Here is a 20,531-nt window from a genome sequence, read left to right on the forward strand (position 1 = left end):
TTTTTCCACGATCGCAGGATAAGTAAAAACAAAGAGGAGGCGCTTTCAACGAGCGCCTCCTCTTTTGCAATCCGGCCGGATTTTGTTGCAGCTTTATTTCAGGCACCTGGAGGCGTTGATGGAGATCGTTTCGGTGCCTTCCTTGAAGAAATTCTTGAACAGCGAGTCGAAAATACACTCGGAGACCGCCGCGAAGGAAGGGCTGGTCCCGGTGCTCGTGATCTTGGCCTCGTAGGCGTTTACCGGTTTATCGGGCGTTGATTTTCTGTTGTCCAGCAACTTGATTTTAAAGAATCTGTCGTGCATCGAATAATCGTAAGGCGCATGGCCGACTATTTCGCGCCTCGGCTTTTTGCCGCCCGCGAAGTTGGAGTCCCCCCTGTCGTACAGCAGCGTCTGGCCGGTAATTTCTCTGGCGCCGTCAATCCCGTACTCAATGGCGATGAGATAATCGGCGTTTTCACTTTTATCCGCGCGGACAAAGCCTGTTTTTACCAACCTTGATGAAATCGAAGCGGCGTACCTTTCAAATTCAAGGCTTCCCTTTTGCTGCTCTGACGGGGTGAAGTAAAAGGTTTTGGAGGAAACGCCGGCGGGAAGGCCGCTGAATCTGACGACGTGGGAAGAAATACGCTGCCCGCATCCCGTCGCGAGGAAAATAAGCAGCCACAAAGCGAGAAAATCACACTTTCTTTTCATGGTATCCCCCCTTGAAGAACGTCTGTTTAAAGCGTCTAAGTCCAGACCTCTAAGCCCGGGAGCTTTTCAAGGCCTGCTCGATATCCTCCTTCAAATCCTCCGCGCTTTCAAGACCTACCGAGAGCCTGACGAGACCGTCGGAAATTCCCCTCGCGTACCGCTCCTCGCGCGGCATAGCCGAATGCGACATCGTCGCCGGGTAGGAGAGTATCGACTCGCAGCCGCCGAGGCTGATGGCGATGAGGGGAAGTTTCAGCGCCTTCATGAAAGAGTGCGCGGTTTTACCGTCCGGCAGCTCAAAGGAGACTATCGCGCCGCCGCCCCTTGACTGGCCGAGGTGTATTTCGCTTCCGGGATGGGAGGGGAGGGCAGGGTAGTAGACGCGCCTTACGGTGGAAAGCCCGGAAAGCCATTTCGCAAGCTCCCCGGCGGTCTTTTGCTGCGCCTCCAGCCTCGCCGAGAGGGTCTTTATCCCGCGAAGGACCAGCCAGGAGTCCTGCGGCCCGAGTATCGACCCGAAAGAGTTCTGGATATCTTTCAAGCGCTTTCCCAAAAGCTCTTCCCTCGTCACGGCTATCCCGGCGATCAGGTCGCTGTGGCCGCCGAGAAACTTGGTGGCGCTGTGGAGGGAGATGTCGAAGCCGAAATCGAGCGGCTTTTGCAGGTAGGGCGTCATGAAGGTGTTGTCTATGAGCGTGAGAAGCCCCTTTTCCTTAGCTATCCGCGCCATCTCCCTCAAATCGGTTATCGTGAGCGTCGGGTTCGAGGGCGTCTCGACGAAAAGGGCCTTCGTCTTCGGGGTTACCGCCGCCTCCACGAGAGCCGGGTCGGTCATGTCCACGAAAGTCGCTTCGAGCCCCCAGCGCTTGAAAAGCCCCGTCAGTATGCGGAAGGTGCCGCCGTAGATGTCCGTTGAGACGACAAGATGATCGCCGGGACTGAAAAGAAGGAGGGCCGTGGAGATGGCCGCCATCCCAGAGGGGAAGGCCATTCCCAGCTTGCCGTTTTCCAGCAGTGCGACGGTGCCCTCCAGCGCCTCCCGGGTGGGGTTTTGCCCCCTGGCGTACTGATAGTGGCCCATAGCGAGCGGATCTTTTTGCGCGTAGGTCGAGACCTGATATATGGGAATGCTCGATGCACCCGTGACGGGGTCGATGTCGTGGTCGTTATGTAGTATTCTCGTTTTATCGTCCATGTCAGTCAGCCCCCCAGGGCGCGGTTCAGGTCCCTAATCAAGTCTTCGGAATTCTCAATCCCTATCGAGAGGCGAAGGAGCCGGTCGTTTATCCCCAGCCGCTCCCTTACGCTCTCCTCGATGTCGGCGTGGGTCTGGACGGAGGGGAAGGTGATGAGCGATTCCACGCCGCCAAGGGACTCGGCGAAGAGAAAAACCTCCACGGAGGAGAGTATCCCCCTCACAAGCTCGTTTATCGTCACCTCGAAGGAGACCATTGCGCCGAATCCCTCCGACTGCTCTTTCAGAATAGCGTGTCCGGGGTGGCTTTCAAGGCCGGGGTAGTGGACCTTCGCGACCCTCGGGTGCTTTTCGAGGAATTTTGCGACTTCGAGGGCGTTTTTCTGCTGCCGCTCAAGCCTGACCGAAAGGGTCTTGAGACCCCGGAGGACCAGCCAGGAGTCCTGCGGCCCGAGAACCCCGCCGACGGCGTTCTGGTGAAAGTAGATTCTGTCGGCTAGCTCGGGGTCTTTAGCCACAACTGCCCCGGCGACCACGTCGTTGTGGCCGGAGAGGTACTTGCTGGCGCTGTAGACGGTTATGTCCGCGCCCAGTTCAAGCGGGCGAAGGAGCGCCGGGGTGAGAAAGGTGTTGTCCACGATGGTGAGCGCGCCGCGCGCCTTCGCCAGCGCCGAAAGCGCCTTCAGGTCGGCGACCTTGAGCAGGGGATTGGTGGGCGATTCGATGAAGAGGGCCTTTATCCCGTCGTCGAGCGCTTTTTTGACCGCTTCGACGTTCGAGGTGTCAACGTACTCGATTTCGAGGCCGAAATCCCTGTAGACCTTCTCCAGCAGGCGGAAAGTGCCCCCGTAGAGGTCTTCGGTGACCAGCAGCCTGTCGCCCGGCTTGAAGAGGTGCAAGAGGCAGTCGATGGCGGCGAGGCCGGAGGAGAAGGCGAACCCCCGCACGCCGCCGTCGAGCCCCGCAAGCGTCTCTTCCAGTGCGAGCCGCGTGGGGTTCCCGCTCCGGGAGTAATCGAAGCCGGTACTCTTTCCCAGCTCGGGGTGGCTGAAGGTCGCCGTCTGGTATATAGGCATGGTGACGGAGCCGGTGCGTTCGTCCCGCCTCGTCCCCGCCTGCGCCAGTATCGTTTCTCTTCTCATGGTGACCTTTCTACTGGCCGACACCCTCGAAAAGCGCTGTGGAGAGGTATCTTTCCGCGAGGTCGGGCAGGATGACGACGATCGTTTTTCCGGCGAATTCATCTTTTTTCGCGAGGCGGACAGCGGCGACCGCAGCCGCGCCGGAGGAGATGCCCACAAGCAGCCCCTCCTCGCGGGAAAGCCTCTGGGCGAACTCGATCGCCTCCCCGCTTTCCACCTGCTCCACCCGGTCGATGATGGCAAGCTCCAGGTTCGCGGGCAGAAATCCCGCCCCTATGCCCTGAATCTTGTGGGGGCCGGGCTTGAGGGGCTCTCCCGCCCTGTGCTGGGAGATTACCGGGCTCTCCTTCGGCTCTACCGCCACGGAGAGAATCTTTTTTCCCCTGGTGTTTTTGAAGTAGCGGGAGATGCCGGTAATCGTTCCGCCGGTGCCGACGCCCGCGACGAGGATGTCAACCGCGCCGCCGGTGTCTTCCCAGATCTCCGGCCCCGTGGTCAGCTCGTGTATCTCCGGGTTGGCGGGATTTTTGAACTGCTGGGGAAGGAAATAGCGGTTCGGGTCGGATTTGGCCAGTTCCTCGGCGCGGTTTATCGCCCCCTTCATCCCCTCGGCGCCGGGAGTGAGTAAAAGCCTGGCTCCGAGGGCGGCAAGAACTCTCCGCCGCTCCACGCTCATCGTCTCGGGCATGGTCAGGGTTATCCCGTAGCCTCTGGCTGCGGCGACGAAGGCCAAAGCGATGCCGGTATTGCCGCTGGTCGGCTCCACGACCTCCATGCCGGGGCGAAGGACGCCGCGCTTTTCCGCATCCCAGATCATGTTGGCCCCTATGCGGCATTTTACCGAGTAGGAGGGGTTTCGCCCTTCTATCTTCGCCAGCACCGTGGCCCTGGCCCCTTTGGTGACCTTGTTCAGGCGGACAAGGGGTGTTTTTCCGATGGAGTAAGAATTGTCGTCGTATATTCGGGCCATCAGCTTCTCCTTTTCATCCGTGAAAATTTTTTTGCTAATATTCGGCAACGCCGCGCGTCAAAGGTGTATCTTTCCATTATAGTCTACCACGGCTATTGTTAATCCATTCGCTTGGTGATAAATTACCCGACATAAACTCCACTGTCAAGATGGGTAAATGCAAAACGTAAAAATATAAATCACCCATAAACCGGTGTTAAATAGTCCGGCATGGACTTGTCCACGGAGATTACGAAGATGAAAAAAGCAGTATTATCGATGGCTTTAGTTGCGCTGACGTTCGTTTCCCTCGTCGCTTTCGCGGCGGAGGCAGGGAAAGAGGCTAAGTTCACGACGATTACCGAACTCCTTTCGGCGAAAGATTCCACGACCGATCCTGTCAGGTTCGAGGGCAAGGTCATAAAGGTTTTCCCCAAGGAAAAGATGCTGGGGCTGGCCGACCCGGCAAAGTGCGCGACAGACTGCGCGACTCCCTGCGATCCTCCGCTTCTTCCGGTGAAATGGGAGGGCGCTATGCCTGAAATAAACACAGTGGTAAAGGTCGCGGGTTCGGTTGCTAAAGAGGACGGGAAGCAGGTCTTCGTCGCTACCTCCGTCAACAAGGCGGTATGAGTTGCTGCGACAAGTGAGCGGCAAATCCGGCCCTCTCAGGGGTGGACTGCCGCTGCTGCTTGTTTTCGCGGCGTCGGTGCTCGTCCACTTTTTCTGGGTGACGGCCATTTCTCCCGAAATAGACGCCTCCGCCTCAAGCTGGGCCGCCTTGCCCTCGGAAGACGGCCCAGCCGAGTGGCTCGCTTCATACCTTGCGGGCGGGGGCTACTACCTTGGATATTCCTACGGGCTGTCCTTCGCCTTCGCCGTCTGGGCGATAAGGGCGCATCTCAGGAGAAGGTCCGCCCGGTCGAAGGGGTTCGCCGTCGCGGGGGTTTCCTTTTTCGGGTTCATCGCGGCGGCGGGCTGTTTCATGATCGGCTGTTGCGGCTCGCCTATGCTGATCGTCTGGCTGAACCTCTTCGGCGCGGGTTTTTTGCCCTTCGCCAAGCCCCTCCTGGCCGGACTCACCACCTTGTCGATAATCGGCGCGTATCTCTGGATGGAACGGAAGAATTCGGGAATAACCCTTGAGATAGAGGCCGATAAAAGCTCCTAAGCCAGCGTCTTTTTGAATCTCGAAGCGGCGAGAAGAAGAGTTAAAGAGCCCAGCACCGCCAGCCCCGCCATCTCGGGCCATAGTATTGAAAGCCCGATTCCCTTCAGAAACACCCCCCGGACGATAATCAGAAAATAGCGTACCGGATTCAGATAGGTAATCCACTGCACCCAAAGGGGCATGTTCTCTATCGGGAAGGCGAAGCCCGAAAGGAGGATGGCCGGGAAGTTATAGAAGAAGGTGGACATCATCGCCTGCTGCTGGGTCTTGCTCACCGTCGAGAGAAAAAGCCCCGCGCCGAGAGAGCTCATAAGGTAGAGAAGGGTGCCCATGAAGAGCACAAGGGGGTTCCCCCGTATCGGAATGTCGAACCAGAAGACGCCCACCACCGAGATGAGCACTACGTCCACTATCCCTATGAGGGCGAAGGGCAGGGTCTTGCCGAGTATCAGCTCGATGGGGCGGATCGGGGTGACCAGTATCTGCTCTATAGTACCTATTTCCCTCTCGCGTACGACCGCCATGCTCGTCAGCGTCATCGTGATGATGAGAGTGATGTTGGCAATTACTCCGGGGACGAAGTAGTTTCTGGATTCCAGATTTTCGTTGAACCACGCCCTGCTCACAAGTTCGACTCCGGCCCTAGGCGGCGAAGGCCCGAGCTTTCTCGAAACCCTGTCGGCCAGAATCTCTCCGGAGTAGGCGCCGATTATGCGGTTGGTGTAGATGAGCACCATCGAGGTGGTGTTGGAATCGGTGCCGTCGAGTATCATCTGCGCTCTCGCGGTGTTCCCGGAGGCGACGTCAGCCCCGAAGCCGGGGTCCAGCCGCAGCAGCGCCCCGACCTCGCCTTTGTCGAAGAGTTTTTTAATCTCCTCCTCGTCCCTCGGCCAGGCGGTGGCCGTAAAGTAGCCGGAGCCGAGGAAGCGCGAGGTAAGCTCCCTGCTCTCTGTGGTCCCGTCGAGGTCGTAGATCGCCGTCGGGACGTTTTTTACGTCGTTGGTCGCCGCGTAGCCGAAGACCAGCATTTGTATAACCGGCAGAAGAAAGATGATGAACTTCGCCCGCTTGTCCCGAAAGACCTGGATGAACTCCTTTCTCATCATGTGAAAAATGCGCTCGAACATTAATAGTGTCCCATGCGGCTAGTCACTATTCTAGCTTCTTCTTGAATTTAAGAATCGAGAGCCCGGCCATGAGGACTCCGAAGAGGGTGAGGTAAAGAGCCTCTTCGGCAATAACCGGAAAGCCGATTCCCTTGAGGTAGATTCCCCGTATCATCGTGATGTAGTAGCGCGCAGGGACTATCCTGCTGATGGTCTCCACCACCACCGGGGCGTTTCTGAGGGAGTAGACGAACCCCGAGAGGAGGAAGGCGGGCAGGAAGGTGGTGACGAAGGCGAGCTGGTTGGCCAGAAACTGGTTTTTGGTGACCGTGCTTATCAGAAGCCCCATCGAGAGCGCCCCCGCGACGAAGATGGCCGAGACGCCGAAAAGAAAGGGGAGGCTGCCGCGAAGCGGGACGCCGAAGAGGTATTTTCCGAGAAAAACCGCCATCGTAACGTCCAGCATGCCGATGAGGAAATAGGGAAGGAGCTTGCCCGCGATAATCTCAACCCCCTTTACCGGGGTCGAAATGAGCTGCTCCATCGTCCCGCGCTCCCACTCGCGGGCAACGGTGAGCGAGGTCAAAAGACCCGCGATGACCATTATGATGAGGGCGATAAGGCCGGGGACGATGTAGTTTTTGGACTCCAGCTCCGAGTTGAACCAGACCCTCGGCCTAAGCTCCAGCGGCGGGGTCAGAAGGTCGCCCGCTCCCGCCCCCAGCGCCCTTTCCACCGATTCCACCGCCACTTCCCGCGAATACCCCTCGACCACCGCCTCCGCGTAACCCAATGCTATGGAGGCGGTGTTTGAATTGCTGCCGTCGATGATGAGCTGCACCTTCGCTGTCTGGCCGGTCTTTAGCTTCTCCGGGAAATCCGGGGGGATGACGAGAGCGGCGAGGGTGTCGCCCTTGTCGAGCCCGGCGACAAGTTCATCGTAGTTTCTGCCGTAACTCTGTATCTCGAAGTAGCGCGACCCCTCGAAGCGGGCTGCAAGCTCACGGCTCTGGGGGGAGGAGCTCTGGTCCCAGACCGAGATATGCACCCGGTCTACGTCCAGGGTCAGGGCGTAGCCGAAGAGAAAGAGGAGAAACATCGGCAGGGCGAGGGCGAGGATAAGGCTCCTGGGGTCCCTGAGAATATGGAGGAACTCCTTTTTCGCCACCGCGATAAGCCGCCGAAGACTCATCCCGCCACCTCCGACAGGGTTCCGTCGGCGAGGTCGCGCGCCTCTATGAGGGATATGAAGAGATCTTCGAGGGAGGGCTCGACCTGTTTTATCTCTCCCACTGAAATGTTGTTTTCCGAAAGGCGCTTTTCTATCGCCAGCTTCGCCCCGGAAGCGTCGCTCACCACGGCGTGAAAGCCGCTGCCGAAGAGCGCCAGATCCCTGATCTGCGAAAGGTCCTCAAGCGCCGCCATCGTTTCGGCGGGACGCGCGCAGCATATTTCCAGCACTTTATCCGCCATTTTCTCCCGCTTCAGAGCGGCGGGAGAGCCAAGCGCGATTAGTTCACCCCTGTAGATGAGCCCCAGCCTGTCGCAGTACTCCGCCTCGTCCATGTGGTGGGTCGTGACGAAGACCGTTGTCCCCCCCTCGGAGAGGTTTCGTATAAGTTTCCAGAAGCTTCGCCTTCGCATGGGGTCCACTCCGGAGGTGGGCTCGTCCAGGAAGACAATCGGGGGTTCGTGCAGTATGGCGCAGCCCAGGGCGAGGCGCTGTTTCCACCCACCCGCGAGGGCTCCGGCGGGGGTTCGGGTATGCCCCTCAAGGCCCGCCATCTCTATCACCCAGGATTTTCTCTCCCGCTTTTTCGCCGCCGGAATGCGGTAGATGCCGCTGAAAAAATCGAGGTTTTCCTCGACGGTCAGCTCCTCGTAGAGGGAGAAGCGCTGGCTCATGTAGCCGATTTTTGTCTTTATCAGCTCCGCCTGCGTCGAAATGTCGAGCCCCGCTACCGTGCCGCGCCCGCCGCTCGGCGAAATGAGCCCGCAAAGCATCCGTATCGTCGTGGATTTTCCCGCCCCGTTGGGCCCAAGGAAGCCGAAGATCTCCCCCCGCGCCACCTCGAAGGAGACCCGGTCTACGGCGGTGAACTCTCCGAAGGTCTTGGTTATTTCCTCGACGCTTACGGCGATTTCGCCGGTCTTCTCCACCGGCGGCGGCGCGGGCTCTCCGGATTCCTTCTCCCCGCTCCCCGAGAGGACCGAGACGAAGACCTCTTCGAGGCCCGGTTCGACCTCGAACTTCCCCAGAACCGCCTCCTTTACCTCTCGCGGCGAACCGGTGGCGAGGAGCTTCCCCTCGTGCAGAAGACCGATGCGGACGCACCTTTCCGCCTCGTCCATGTAGGAGGTGGCGAGGAGGATGGTCACCTTGTCGCGCAAAAGCCGGTAAAGGATGCGCCAGAAGTCGCGGCGAGAGACGGGATCGACGCCGTTGGTCGGCTCGTCGAGGAGAAGCACGCGGGGACTGTTGAGGAGGGCGCAGGCGAGGCCGAGCTTTTGCTTCATTCCACCCGAGAGATTTTCCGCGAACCGTTTTTTGAAGGGGGTGAGGTGGGAGAAAGAGAGGAGGCCGTCAATCTTTTCGACCCTCCCTTTTCTGGGAACGCCGTAGATGTCGGCGTAAAAATCCATGTTCTCGAAGACGGTGAGATCGGGGTAGAGGCCGAAGCGCTGGCTCATGTAGCCGACGGACTCCCTGATCTTCTCCGCCCGGCTGGCGGTATCAAAGCCGAGGACGGAGGCGGAGCCGGAGGTGGGGTCGAGGAGTGAGGCGAGAAGGCGCAGGGTGGTGGTCTTGCCCGCGCCGTCCGGCCCCACGAGGCCGAAGATTTCCCCACGGCGCACGGAGAGGTTCAGATTATCGACCGCCGTAAGCGCGCCGAACTTTTTCGTGAGTCCTTCGGTGCGAAGGACTGCCGTCTCTTCCGGGGAATCATCCGGCGTCAACAAAGATTACTCCCTCGGCGGGCATTCCCGGTTTCAGCTCCATCGCGGGATTTTTAATCGAAACCTTTATGCGGTAGACGAGCTTTACCCTCTCCTTCTGGGTCTGTACGCTTCTGGGAGTGAATTCCGCCTCCGAGGAGATGAAGGTCACCGCGCCCTCGTAGCTTTTGCCGGGGTAGGTGTCGGCCTTTACCTCCACCCGCTGCCCGATTTTGACGCGCCCCAGGTCGGTTTCCTCGATATAGCCCCGCAGCCAGACGTTTTCGAGGTCTGCTACGGTGACGACGGGGGTGCCGGGGTTCACGTATTCTCCGGGCTCTACGTTTTGCGTGACGCTGACGCCGGTGAGCGGCGAGAGGGCTTCGGCGTAACCGAGGCGGGTTCTGGCGAGGGAAAGTCCTTCCTCTGCTCCGCTCACTCTCGCCCTGGCGCTCTCTATCTCCTCTGAGCGGGGACCTTTTTTGACGAGGGAGTGGCGCTCTTTCGCCTGCGAGAGGGCTGCCCGGGCACGGGTGACGGCCTCTTCCCTGGCGCCCGCCTTCAGGAGGTCCTGACGCGCTTTTGCCTCCTCAAGCTGGGCTTTAGCGGCGCCGGACAGCGTTTTCGCCGTCTCGTAAGCGGTCCTGGCGTTGTCGCGGTCGCGTTCGGCGACGAAACCTTTGGCGAAGAGCTTCTCCATCCGCTCGTATTCGGTTTTGGCGTTCTCTTCGGCGAGGCGCGCGGTCGAAACTCCTTCCGCGGCCCTCGCCACCCCGGCCTCCCCGGCCTTCAACTCCTCCGGCCTCGATCCGGCGATAAGCTCGTCAAGTTGTGCGCTCGCCCTGTCCACTTCAAGGGCCGCCTGCGCTATCTCCTCCGGCCGGGAGCCCGCCGTCAGCTCCGCGAGGAGGGCTTTAGCCGATCTAAGCTCCGCGCTGCGGATGCCGATCTCCCGTTCGAGGTCAGCGGAGTCGAGCCGGGCGACCAACTGCCCCGCCGTAACCCGGTCACCCTCGGAAACGAGCCTTTCGGCGACCCTGCCCGCGATCTTGAAGCTCACCCTCGCGTCGGTTACCTCGATGTTGCCGTTTATCTTGATACCCGGCGCCGCGGCCCCGTTCCTTCCGCTCAGGAAAAGAAAAAGCGCCGTCCCGGCTACAACGAGGAGAAAAAGAATGAAAACCGGCTTTCCCGCTTTAATCGCCATGGGCTAAGTGAACTCCCTCATTCAAGCAGTCGTTTGATTTCATTCTACCACTATTTCACGGCAGCCACACAATAGCCTCGGGGCAAAGCGTCGCAGGGAGAAGCGACAAAAAAACTTGTCCGGCCCTTATCGGGTGCTAGACTAAAATTGGGTTTTTATTCGTCCGCTTTGTTGAATCGCTTTTTGACTCCTGTTTAGACCGCCGTCTTTCCCCGCTAAAAGACGGGGAATTATTTTTTAAAAGGAGCGGCGCAACTGAAAATAACATGAAAGGGGCCGTATGACCTGAATGAAATCCTCTTTCAGCCTGACATCGCGCCTCAGAAACAGCGCCCTGTTCCTGGGTTTTTGCTGGACGGCTCTGGTGGGTGTTTTGCTGACCTTCAACATCTACCAGGACAGGGAAAAGGCGGAATACCTGGCAAAAATAGAAGCGTTCGCGAGCTACAACAAAGACCTTCTCTACCGCCGCTGGAGCGCCGCCCAGGGCGGAGTATATGTTCCGGCGACCGATAAAACCCCTCCAAATCCCTACCTTGCGGGTCTCAAAAACCGCGACGTGACGACCACGTCGGGACTGCATCTTACTCTGATTAATCCCGCCTACATGACCAGACAGGTTTTTGAACTCGCCGGAGACAGGTACGGAATAAGGAGTCACATCACCAGCTTAAAGCCGCTAAGGCCCGAGAATGCGCCCGACCCGTGGGAGGCAAAAGCCCTTGAGTCCTTTGAAAACGGAGCCACGGAGGCGTCGTCGATCGAATGCATCGGGGGGGAAAGGTTCATGAGGTACATAAGGCCTTTCGTAACCGAGGAAAGCTGCCTCAAGTGCCACGCCGTACAGGGCTACAAGGTCGGAGACGTGAGGGGAGGGATAAGCGTTTCGGTTCCTCTGGGTCCTTATCTGGAGATCGTTAATTCCGAGATGGAAGTGGATTCCGCGATCTTCCTCGTAATATGGGGCATCGGACTCGGGCTGCTGGTTTCAGGCTTTTCCTTCATGTCCGGCAGGGTGGAGGAAAAGGAAAAGGCAGAAACGAAACTCAGGGAAAGCGAGGAGAAATACAGGCTTGTCTCTCAAAATACCGGCGATGTCATCTGGGTTATCGATCTCGCCACCATGAAATTCACTTTCGTCAGCCCTTCCGTGCAGAGGCTTCGCGGCTACACCGTGGACGAGGCGATGGGGCAGACCCTCGATAAGGTTCTTACTCCTGAATCAGCGCGCCGGTTTTATGCGAGCTTGCCGCAAATTATCGCTGCGGTTGAGGCTGGCGATCCCACGGCGATAGTCTGCACCAATGAAATCAGCCAGACCAGAAAGGATGGCACAATCGTTTTTACCGAGGTTGTGACTTCTGTCATAACAGGCGATGGGGGCAAGCCGGTTGAGGTGGTGGGGGTTTCAAGGGATATAACCGAAAGAAAAAGGACAACCGAGGAGCTTTTCGAGACCAAGGCGATCTTGCAGGCCGCGCTGGACAACAGCCAGGCGGGCATAGTCATCGCCGACGCCCCCGACGGCACGGTCAGATACATAAACCGCGCCGGACAGATCATAATGGGCAGGAGCGAAGAGGATCTGCTGAAGAAATTCGCCCTCGCCGGGTACGTCTCGGCGCTCGGCATGCGCCACGGCGACGGCACTCCGCTCACCACCGGCGAAGCGCCCCTTGCCAGAGCCGTAAAGCACGGGGAGACCAGCAGCAGGGAATTTCTCATACGGCGGCCGGGAGGCGAGGACCGCTGGATATTGAGCAACGCCGGGCCGATTTACGGTGAAGACCGCAAGGTGAGGGCCGGAATAGCCGTATTCATGGACATTACGGAGAGAAAGCACGCTGAAGAGTCTATGGCCCGCCTCGCGACGGCGGTTGAACAGGCGGCGGACGACATAATAATCTCCGATTCCAGGGGGGTCATCCAGTACGTGAATCCCGCTTTCGAGCGCTCGACCGGTTACGCGAGGAGCGAGGTAACCGGCAAAAAAGTCTCGCTTCTCTACGGCGGCGGCCAAGAAGCGGAGACCTACAAAAACATGAAGTCGGAACTCGACGCCGGACGCTCCTGGCAGGGGCGTTTCATCAACAGGGCGAAGGGCGGGAAGGAGATCGTTCAGTCAGTGGGCATCGCCCCCATACGCGACAAACTCGGAGCGGTAATCGGGTACGTATCGACCCAGAGGGACATCACGCAGCAGGAGGAGATGGAAAAGCGTTTCTCCCAATCCCAGAAGCTGGAGGCCATAGGGGTCATGGCCGGAGGGATAGCGCACGATTTCAACAACATCCTCTCCGCCATCATCGGCTATGGAGAGCTGGCCCTCGACGAGTGCGACAACCCGGAACTCAGGGAGGATATTCAGGGGGTATTGCTGGCGTCAAACCGCGCGGTGGAGCTGGTCAAGCAGATTCTGGCTTTCAGCAGACAGGGAAAGCGCGAGGAAAAACCGGTAATGGTAAAACCCATAGTCAAGGAAGCGATGAAGCTCCTTCGGGCCTCTATACCTTCGACCGTGGAGATAACAACCGAGATAAAGACGGACTCCGTAATTCTCGGAGACCCCACCGAGATACACAGCATCATCGTCAACCTTTGCACCAACGCCTCGCTCGCAATGAGGGAAAAGGGAGGCGCCCTCACGGTGTCGCTCGACAGCGTCGAACTCGACCTCGTCTTCGCGAAAGGCCACCCGAATCTTGCTCCGGGCAGGTATGTGAGGCTTACCGTCAGCGACACCGGCTGCGGCATGACTCCCGAGGTCAGGGAACATATTTTCGAGCCGTTTTTCACCACCCGGAAAAAGGGCGAGGGCACGGGAATGGGGCTCGCCACCGTTCATGGGATTGTCGGCAGGATGGGGGGCGCGATCTCGGTGGAAAGCGGGGAGGGTAAAGGAACGACCTTCCAGATTTATCTTCCGGTGGTCGAAACCGGCATGGGAAAGGAGGCTCCCGGCGGCGACGAAAGCCCGCTGCCCGGCAACGAACGCATCCTGTTCGTAGACGACGAGCTGATGGTCGTCACCGTAGCCAAAAAAGCCCTTGGAAAGCTTGGCTACAGAGTCACCGTAAGTTCAGGCAGTCCCGAGGCGCTGGAGATATTCAGCAAGTCGCCGGACGATTTCGATATTGTTGTAACCGACATGACAATGCCCGCAATGACGGGTGACCAGCTTGCGAAAGAGATACGCGCCATCCGCCCCTCCATTCCGGTAATCCTCTGCACCGGCTACAGCGAGAAAATCAACGAGAGGATGGCTACGGAACTGGGAATCGAGGAGTTTTTGCAAAAGCCGGTGGTTTTGTCGCAGTTGACCGGAGTTATCCGAAAAATTATGGATAAAGCCTCCTAACCCCTCTTTATTCTCTCGACAACTTCGTGAAAGCTCCTGAGAAATTCCGACCTGTCCCGCCCCGCCATCGGCGCGGGGCCTCCGGTGTTCTCCCCGGTCTGCCGCAGATGGTCCAGAAGCTCCCTCATCGCAAGGGCGCTGCCGATCGATTCCTCGTCGAGTTCGCGCCCCTTGGGATTCAGGACTACAGCCCCGGCCTTTATGCACCTCTGCGCGAGCAGGAGGTCCGCCGTGACTGCTATGTCGTTCACCTTGACGTTTTGGGCGATGTAGTCGTCAACCGCGTCGAAGGTGTTTTTGACCACCACGAGCCGTATCTTTTCTTCATGGGGTATGTGTATGTGCCGGTTGGAGACGACGAAGACGGCGAGGTTGTGACGCCTCGCCACCTTGTATATCTCTTCCTTTACCGGACAGCCGTCGGCATCGACGTAGACGTCGAGCACTTTAGCCCTTCTTCGGGGATTTTTTGTGGAAAGGAGCGGGCTTGGGCTTTTTGGCGTAGGTGGAGCGTCCGTCCTTTTTCGGCCTGTCCCTGTGGGGCATTTCCTTCTCGGGGAGGGCGGGCTTTAGCTGCACGGGCTTCCCGCGAAGGGTGGTTTCCGCCATGTCGGCGAGGATGCGGTCGCGGTAGCGCAGGGGAATCTCGACGAGGGTGTAGCGGTCGCTTATGTCGATAGCCCCGATCTCCTTTCCGGGTATGCCGCCTTCGTTGGCGAGCGCGCCCACCACGTCGGAGGGGCGCACCCCGGCCTTCAGACCGGCGGAGATGAAGAGGCGGAACATGCCTTCCTCGACGGGGCCGGAATCCTGAACTTCCTTCTCCAGGGACATCTCGACCTTCTTGTCCCCGAGGGCGATTTTAGCCAGAGCCGCGGCGACTTCGGCCATGTCGTGGCCGCTTTCTTCGGCGATGGCTTCGACGAGCCCCAGATACATTTCGAGTCCCTCTTCCCCGAGGACCTTCCCCACGCTTTCCTTGAAGTGGGCCATTGCGCGGGCGGCTATGTCGGCGCGGGTGGGAACCTTCATCGGCGTCATGCGGCTGCCGGTATAGATTTCGATCTCCTTTTGCATCCTGCGCTCGCGCGGAGTGACGAAGAGGATCGCCACACCGGCGCGCCCGGCGCGTCCGGTTCTGCCTATGCGGTGGACGTAGACCTCAACGTCGGAGGGGATGTCGTAATTGAAGACGTGGGAGATGTGCTCTACGTCGAGCCCCCTGGCGGCGACGTCGGTGGCGACTACCACCTCGACCTGCTTATTGCGCAGTTTGCGGATAAGCTGCTCGCGCTGCGCCTGATTCATGTCGCCGTGGAGGGGTTCCGCCGCTATTCCCCTGGCTATGAGTTTCCCCGCAAGCTCGGCGGCTCCGTTTTTCGTGCGCGTGAAGATGAGGGCCGAGTCTATCTTTTCCCAGCCCAGAATCTGGGTGAGGGTTTCGAGCTTCTGGCTCTCGGAGACGTTCAGGTAGTGCTGCTCTACCGTCGAGACGGTTCTTGTCTTGTGGGTGATTTCGACGGTGAGGGGGTTACTCAGATAGTTTTTCGCAATGGAGTTTATGCGCGGGGGGAGAGTGGCGGTAAAGAGCGCCGTCTGGCGGGTCGCGGGGGTCTTTTCGCAGATCCACTCCACGTCTTCCGCAAACCCCATGCGCAGCATCTCGTCGGCCTCGTCCAGGACGAGGTACTTGAGGCTGTCGAGCTTTAGCGTGCCCCGCCGCATGTGGTCCATGATCCTGCCGGGGGTGCCGACAACGACGTGGACGCCCTGCTGCAGCCTTCTAAGCTGGGTGGGGAAGGGCTGCCCGCCGTAGATGGGGAGGACGCTTATCCGCCCCAGGTATTTTGAGTAAGTGTGAAGAGCCTCGGAAACCTGCAGCGCCAGTTCGCGGGTCGGAACCAGTATGAGTCCCTGCACCCTCGGGTCCGAAAGATCGATATTTTGCAAAAGCGGCAGGGCGAAAGCGGCCGTCTTGCCGGTTCCCGTCTGCGCCTGTCCGATTAAATCCCTCCCCGAGAGGAGGGCGGGAATCGTTTGGGTCTGGATGGGGGTCGGGGCCTCGTACCCCGTTTCAAATATTGCCTTCAGAAGGGCTGAGGAGAGTCCCATCCCTTCAAAGGATACCGTTTCGTTTTCCTGGGTCATGTAAATAGCCTTGAATAAAAGGAATTAAGCGGGTTTCGGACGGCTTTACGGCGCCGGCCCGCGAGCGAGCCCGGATAGTCCCCGCACCGGCCTTTGGTGTCAAGGAGATTCGCAAAAAACTCCGGCTGTTGCTCGCATTAAAGTCTAATACCGGCGAAAAAAAAGGCGAGAGGAGAATTACTGCATAATATCCGGCGGGAAAATTTGCATCTGCCTTCAAGGGCTGTCAAACTCTCTTCCATGAAAGATGCTGAAGGAAAACTCCCTTTCGAGGGGCTTGTCCCCGAGCTTATACTGGACGCCGTGGACAGCGCGGGGCTGCGCACCGACGGGCGTCTTCTGGCGCTTAACAGCTACGAAAACAGGGTCTACGAGGTGGGGATAGAGGAGGGCGAGCCTCTGGTGGCGAAATTCTACCGCCCAGGCAGGTGGAGCGACGAGGCCATCCTCGAAGAGCACTCCTTCACCCTTGAACTGGCCGAACACGAGGTTCCGGTCGTGCCCCCGCTCCTTCTGGAGGACGGCATTACCCTGCTCGAATACGAGGGGTTCAGGTTCGCCCTTTTCAACAAACAGCCCGGCAGGACGCCCGAGCTGGAAGACGAGGACACCCTGAAGTGGATGGGCAGGTTCATGGGCCGCATCCACGCCGTGGGTAAAACCCGCGGATTCGTCAACCGCCCCGCCCTTAATCCCCGGACTTTCGGCGACGATTCGGTAAACTACGTTCTCGAAAAGGGGCTTGTCCCCGCCTATCTGGAAACGGCCTACAAAACCCTTGCCGGAGAGGTGCTCCGGAGGGTCAGGGAAAAATGGGGCGAGGCGGGAATCGACCCCGAGGGGGCTTACGGCATCCGCCTTCACGGCGATTGTCATCCCGGCAACATACTCTGGACGAGGGAGGGGCCGCATTTCGTCGATTTCGACGACTGCCGCACAGGCCCGGCGATACAGGACCTCTGGATGCTGATCTTTGGCAACCGCCATGAGCGCCAGGAGGGGCTGAATTACGTGCTTGAGGGATACGCCGGATTCGCCGATATAAACCCGAAGGAACTTTTCCTCATAGAGCCGCTCCGGGCTCTTCGGATGCTGAACCACTCGGCCTGGCTCGCCCGGAGGTGGGAAGACCCGGCCTTCAAGTCGAGTTTTGTGTGGTTCAACACCCCGAAATACTGGGAGGAGCAGATACTCTCACTTCGGGAGCAGGCGGCGCTTATGGATGAGCCCCCTCTCGATTTTATATGACCCGTGTGCAACTTAAATCAAATATCCGGGTAAAATTGAGTCTAATTGACTTTTTGACTTGTCTGCCGGGGCAAAGCTGTTGCAACATCCATTCTCGGATGTTCTCCGGGGAATCGCACATTTAAATCCCGGCTTTACGGGGATACGGGTTTTTGAAAATATCGTCTTATTAACCTTAAAAAATCGTCAGAGTTTTAAAAATCAGGCAGGAGAAACGATGTCAGTCAGACTTTTCGTGGGAAATCTAACCTACGACGTCACGGAAGCGGAGCTAAGAGAACTTTTTTCGCCGGTCGGAACGCTCACCCAGGTGCGCATACCGGTAGACCGGGAGTCAGGAAAGCCCAAAGGAATCGCTTTTGTAGATTTCCCTGAAAAAGCCCAGGCGGATGAAGCGATCCGCCGCTTTAACCAGCAGATGTTCAAGGGAAGGGCGCTCGCGGTGAACGAGGCGCGGGCGAGAGAAGACAGGCCCCCGGGCGACCGTCCTGCGCCGAGGCCCTTTACCCCCAGGCCTTCGATGGCGCCGAGGCCCGACCTTTCTGGTCTTCCCTCCGCCCCCGACGAGGATGCAAGCTGGTCGGGCCAGCCGAGAAGGAAGTTCGGCCCCGACGCCAAACAGGGTCAGAAAAAGAAGGAGGCCTTCAAGTCCAAGGAGGAGCGCGTTCCCAAGGGTCCCATCAAGGAGCGCTCCGGCGGCAAAAAATTCCTCGCGGGCGTCGATGAAGACGACGGCGACGAGGTTCTGGACGACTTCACTCTCTGGGCTCTGGAAGACGCGAAGAAGAAGGAAGAAGAGTGACGGAGGCGGGTTATTCTTGATCCCCTGGGAGCTGGTTGACAGCGCGGAGGTTCCCGGCAGGGGCGGAGTATTGACGCTTCACAGGCGCGGGGGGGAATTCGTAATCAGGCAAAACGGCGAGGAGCTTATGACGAGCCGCCTTCACGGCTCCGAAGACGCCCTCGCGACTCTGGCGCTGGAAAAGCTGAGGGGCGTCAAAAATCCCCGCGTTCTTATCGGCGGCCTCGGTCTCGGGTACACCGCCGCGAAAGCCCTTCAAATGCTCGGCCCGGAAGCTCGCGTAACGGTCGCCGAACTGGTTCCAAAGGTAATAGAGTGGAACCGCACCCTCCTTTCCCACCTTGCCGGCAATCCCCTCAAGGATAAAAGACTCATGGCCGTCGAAGCCGACGTTGCGGATATCATCATCGCCAGCGTCAGCGTCTTCGACGCCATCCTGCTTGACGTGGACAATGGCCCCGAGGCTCTTTGCCGGGACGCCAACAACCGCCTCTACTCCGACGAGGGGCTTTGGGCGGCCCACAGGGCTCTTAGGTCCTCCGGGGTGTTCGCCGTCTGGTCCGCGCACCCCGATGAACACTTCACCCGCCGCCTTCGCAAAAAAGGCTTTACCGCCGAGGCCGTTTCCTCTCACCCCAGAGGGGCGGGCAGGGGAGGAAGGCACGTTGTCTGGATTGCAAAGAAGGCCAAAGAGAAATACTAGTGTCCTGTGCGGCTAGTCACTTCCTATATGGACGTCGCTTCATCTCGGTCCGCTTTGTCGTTCGTCGCCCGAATACAGGCCAGGTATTCGGGCTCCTCACTTCGCGCGGTTCCCGGCCAGATAATTTTGCGTCCGGGGGGAGACAAATGGGCGAAAAACTGATTTCACATCCGATTCAAACGCCCTTCGGGTGGGCCGGATCGAGCGAATCGACGCCCATATTGCCGGAAGCCGCTAACCGCACGGGACACTAGCCGCGTTTTTTTTCCCAGGCGAGCTTGTGCCCCGCCTCACGCCAGGCCTTTATCCCGCCCAGAAGAGCTTTTGAGTTTTTGAATCCCAGTTTGATGTTTTTTGCCGCCTGACCGGCGGAGCTCTCCTCGTGCTCTCAGGCGCAGTAGAAGATGAGTTCCGTGTCCAGGGGCAGGGTGGAGCGTTTCTTGCGGAATTCCTGGATGGATATCGAGCCTTCCAGCCGCAGGATGGCGCAATCTAATGCGTCCTCGTAAGCGCAGATGAGGAGGGCCTTTTTGGCGTTAACCTTCTCGTAGGCTTCCTTCACGGGAATCCTCTCGATTTCCTCCGCTTTCGGCATTTCTTTTTTCGCCATTCCCGGCACTCCTTTTAAAAAGCAGCGTCAAGGCCCGATGGAAAAAGTTTACTACCGGCGGCGCCAATCCTCAAACCCGTCAGCCAAGCCTGACGAAGAAGGCGACGTAGCCGACGAGAAGGAGAAAAAAGTCGATGACGGCGAGCACCCCCAGAATGAAAAGCCTCTGGTTTTTGGTGAGCGCAAGTTCCCTGCCGCCAAGCTGGAGCACGGCGATTATCGTGAGAACCAGTCCCGAGACTATCAGAAAAGCCACCACGAACTTCATCGTCAGCACAAGCTCGCCCATTAAAAACTCCTCTAAGTTCTGAGCCCCCGGCAGTTCATCCTTTTACGAAGAGCCAGGCCGAAGCAACAAGCCCGAGGGCGGTAATCACCTTGTGAACGGTTGCCTGATTCATCTTTCTTGCGCTCTTCGCCCCTATCCAGCCGCCGGCGAGGGCGCAAAACCCCATTGTCAGCGCCAGCGGCCAGACGATAATGCCTGCGAGGGCGAAGTAGACGAGCGCTATGCCGTTTAGAAGCGCGGCGAGGGTGGTCTTGAGGGCGTTCATGGCGTGAATGTCCCGAAGACCCATGAAGCCGAAGGAAGCCAGCATCAGCATCCCGGCCCCGGCGCCGAAATAGCCGCCGTAGGTGGCGACCGAAAACTGGTAGATAAAACCCATAGCCCTGGAGCGCCAGCCCGGATTTTGCCCCGCGCTTTCAAGGCGAAGGAGTCTGGTGAAACGCTCGCGTCCGGCGAAGAGAATGGTAGCGAAGAGGACGAGGAAGGGGGTAAGTTTCTGGAATATGGCGGGAGGAGTATTGACGAGTATCCCGGCGCCCAGAAGCCCCCCGAGAAGACTCGACAGAATCAGGGAAAGGACGAGTCCCCGTTCCCTGGGAAAATCCCTGCGGTAAGCGTAGGCGCTCGACATCGTGCCCGGCCAGACTATGGCGGTGTTGGTCGCGTTTGCGATGACCGCGGGTTGGCCGAAGGCGATTAGGGCGGGGAAGGAAAGAAGGCTTCCTCCCCCGGCGACCGAGTTGATTATTCCGGCCCCCAGCGCGGCCAAGCCGAGACCTGCTATCGAGAGTGCGTCGTGCATTTTATTTCTTGCGCCAGCTTGTTTTAAAAATGTTTCGGGAGCTTGGCTAAATACCAGTCCGGGGGCCGGGCTACAAGACAATAATAACCAAAATCCGCAATTGTTTTTCACTGGGGAATTTGTTTTCGGCAATGAAATTTAAAGGTTATTTCGCTGAAAGTTTGA

General features: G+C 58.6%; 19 protein-coding genes. 6 read left to right on the forward strand and 13 right to left on the reverse strand.

Annotation, left to right across the window (positions count from 1 at the left end; genetic code table 11):
* Window positions 1-93: 93 nt before the first annotated feature.
* The 4 genes from EPN96_02425 to cysK are packed head-to-tail and all read right to left on the reverse strand — an operon-like array spanning window position 94 to window position 4,006.
* Window positions 94-699, reverse strand: a complete 606-nt coding sequence (locus EPN96_02425; GenBank protein ID TAL18162.1) for a DUF4136 domain-containing protein — start codon at window positions 697-699, stop codon at window positions 94-96.
* Between the two features lie 49 nt (window positions 700-748).
* Window positions 749-1,894: an aminotransferase class V-fold PLP-dependent enzyme gene (locus EPN96_02430; GenBank protein ID TAL18163.1), complete on the reverse strand. Its 1,146-nt coding sequence runs from the start codon at window positions 1,892-1,894 to the stop codon at window positions 749-751.
* 5 nt (window positions 1,895-1,899) lie between these two features.
* Window positions 1,900-3,036 carry a PLP-dependent transferase gene (locus EPN96_02435; protein ID TAL18164.1) on the reverse strand — a complete coding sequence of 379 codons (1,137 nt, stop codon included), beginning with the start codon at window positions 3,034-3,036 and terminating at the stop codon, window positions 1,900-1,902.
* Window positions 3,037-3,046: 10 nt separating this feature from the next.
* Window positions 3,047-4,006, reverse strand: a complete 960-nt coding sequence (gene cysK / locus EPN96_02440; GenBank protein ID TAL18165.1) for a cysteine synthase A — start codon at window positions 4,004-4,006, stop codon at window positions 3,047-3,049.
* 237 nt (window positions 4,007-4,243) lie between these two features.
* Here cysK and EPN96_02445 point away from each other — a divergent pair, with 237 nt between their 5' ends.
* Both EPN96_02445 and EPN96_02450 read left to right on the forward strand, forming a co-directional pair.
* A complete protein-coding gene (locus EPN96_02445) occupies window positions 4,244-4,618 on the forward strand; it encodes a hypothetical protein (GenBank protein ID TAL18166.1) in 375 nt (124 codons plus the stop codon).
* Between the two features lies 1 nt (window position 4,619).
* Window positions 4,620-5,156, forward strand: coding sequence for a hypothetical protein (locus EPN96_02450; GenBank protein TAL18167.1), 537 nt, complete (start codon window positions 4,620-4,622; stop codon window positions 5,154-5,156).
* On the opposite strand, the gene EPN96_02455 is transcribed toward EPN96_02450, so the two are convergent.
* The 4 genes from EPN96_02455 to EPN96_02470 are packed head-to-tail and all read right to left on the reverse strand — an operon-like array spanning window position 5,153 to window position 10,406.
* Window positions 5,153-6,283, reverse strand: a complete 1,131-nt coding sequence (locus EPN96_02455; protein TAL18168.1) for an ABC transporter permease — start codon at window positions 6,281-6,283, stop codon at window positions 5,153-5,155. The two genes, EPN96_02450 and EPN96_02455, sit on opposite strands and share 4 nt — an antisense overlap.
* A gap of 25 nt (window positions 6,284-6,308) precedes the next feature.
* Complete coding sequence (locus EPN96_02460; protein ID TAL18169.1) at window positions 6,309-7,454, reverse strand: ABC transporter permease; 1,146 nt, start codon at window positions 7,452-7,454, stop codon at window positions 6,309-6,311.
* Window positions 7,451-9,220 (reverse strand): ABC transporter ATP-binding protein, encoded by a 1,770-nt coding sequence (locus EPN96_02465; GenBank protein ID TAL18170.1) that lies wholly within the window; start codon window positions 9,218-9,220, stop codon window positions 7,451-7,453. The genes EPN96_02460 and EPN96_02465 overlap by 4 nt, the downstream gene beginning before the upstream one ends.
* Entirely contained in the window at window positions 9,207-10,406 is a 1,200-nt protein-coding gene (locus EPN96_02470) for an HlyD family efflux transporter periplasmic adaptor subunit (protein ID TAL18171.1), read from the reverse strand. Before EPN96_02470 ends, EPN96_02465 begins: the two co-directional genes overlap by 14 nt.
* A 289-nt stretch (window positions 10,407-10,695) precedes the next feature.
* Between EPN96_02470 and EPN96_02475 the strand changes: the two genes are divergently transcribed.
* Window positions 10,696-13,764, forward strand: a complete 3,069-nt coding sequence (locus tag EPN96_02475; protein TAL18172.1) for a PAS domain S-box protein — start codon at window positions 10,696-10,698, stop codon at window positions 13,762-13,764.
* On the opposite strand, the gene EPN96_02480 is transcribed toward EPN96_02475, so the two are convergent.
* On the reverse strand, window positions 13,761-14,210 hold the full coding sequence (locus tag EPN96_02480) for a YaiI/YqxD family protein (protein ID TAL18173.1): 450 nt from the start codon (window positions 14,208-14,210) through the stop codon (window positions 13,761-13,763). The genes EPN96_02475 and EPN96_02480 overlap by 4 nt on opposite strands.
* 1 nt (window position 14,211) lies before the next feature.
* On the reverse strand, window positions 14,212-15,912 hold the full coding sequence (locus EPN96_02485; protein ID TAL18174.1) for a DEAD/DEAH box helicase: 1,701 nt from the start codon (window positions 15,910-15,912) through the stop codon (window positions 14,212-14,214).
* Between the two features lie 240 nt (window positions 15,913-16,152).
* On the opposite strand from EPN96_02485, the gene EPN96_02490 reads away from it, so the two are divergent.
* The 3 genes from EPN96_02490 to EPN96_02500 all read left to right on the forward strand — a co-directional run bounded on the left by EPN96_02490 (window position 16,153) and on the right by EPN96_02500 (window position 18,665).
* On the forward strand, window positions 16,153-17,160 hold the full coding sequence (locus EPN96_02490) for a serine/threonine protein kinase (GenBank protein TAL18175.1): 1,008 nt from the start codon (window positions 16,153-16,155) through the stop codon (window positions 17,158-17,160).
* A gap of 217 nt (window positions 17,161-17,377) precedes the next feature.
* Window positions 17,378-17,962 (forward strand): hypothetical protein, encoded by a 585-nt coding sequence (locus EPN96_02495; protein ID TAL18176.1) that lies wholly within the window; start codon window positions 17,378-17,380, stop codon window positions 17,960-17,962.
* A gap of 16 nt (window positions 17,963-17,978) precedes the next feature.
* A complete protein-coding gene (locus tag EPN96_02500) occupies window positions 17,979-18,665 on the forward strand; it encodes a spermidine synthase (GenBank protein TAL18177.1) in 687 nt (228 codons plus the stop codon).
* Window positions 18,666-19,053: 388 nt separating this feature from the next.
* Here EPN96_02500 and EPN96_02505 read toward each other — a convergent pair whose 3' ends face one another.
* The 3 genes from EPN96_02505 to EPN96_02515 form a co-directional block, all read right to left on the reverse strand.
* A complete protein-coding gene (locus EPN96_02505; protein ID TAL18251.1) occupies window positions 19,054-19,260 on the reverse strand; it encodes an ArsR family transcriptional regulator in 207 nt (68 codons plus the stop codon).
* A 94-nt stretch (window positions 19,261-19,354) separates the two neighbouring features.
* Entirely contained in the window at window positions 19,355-19,564 is a 210-nt protein-coding gene (locus EPN96_02510) for a hypothetical protein (GenBank protein ID TAL18178.1), read from the reverse strand.
* Window positions 19,565-19,598: 34 nt separating this feature from the next.
* Entirely contained in the window at window positions 19,599-20,366 is a 768-nt protein-coding gene (locus tag EPN96_02515) for a sulfite exporter TauE/SafE family protein (GenBank protein ID TAL18179.1), read from the reverse strand.
* Between the last annotated feature and the right edge of the window lie 165 nt (window positions 20,367-20,531).

Source organism: bacterium (assembly GCA_004322275.1).
GTDB lineage: Bacteria > Desulfobacterota > Deferrisomatia > Deferrisomatales > BM512 > SCTA01.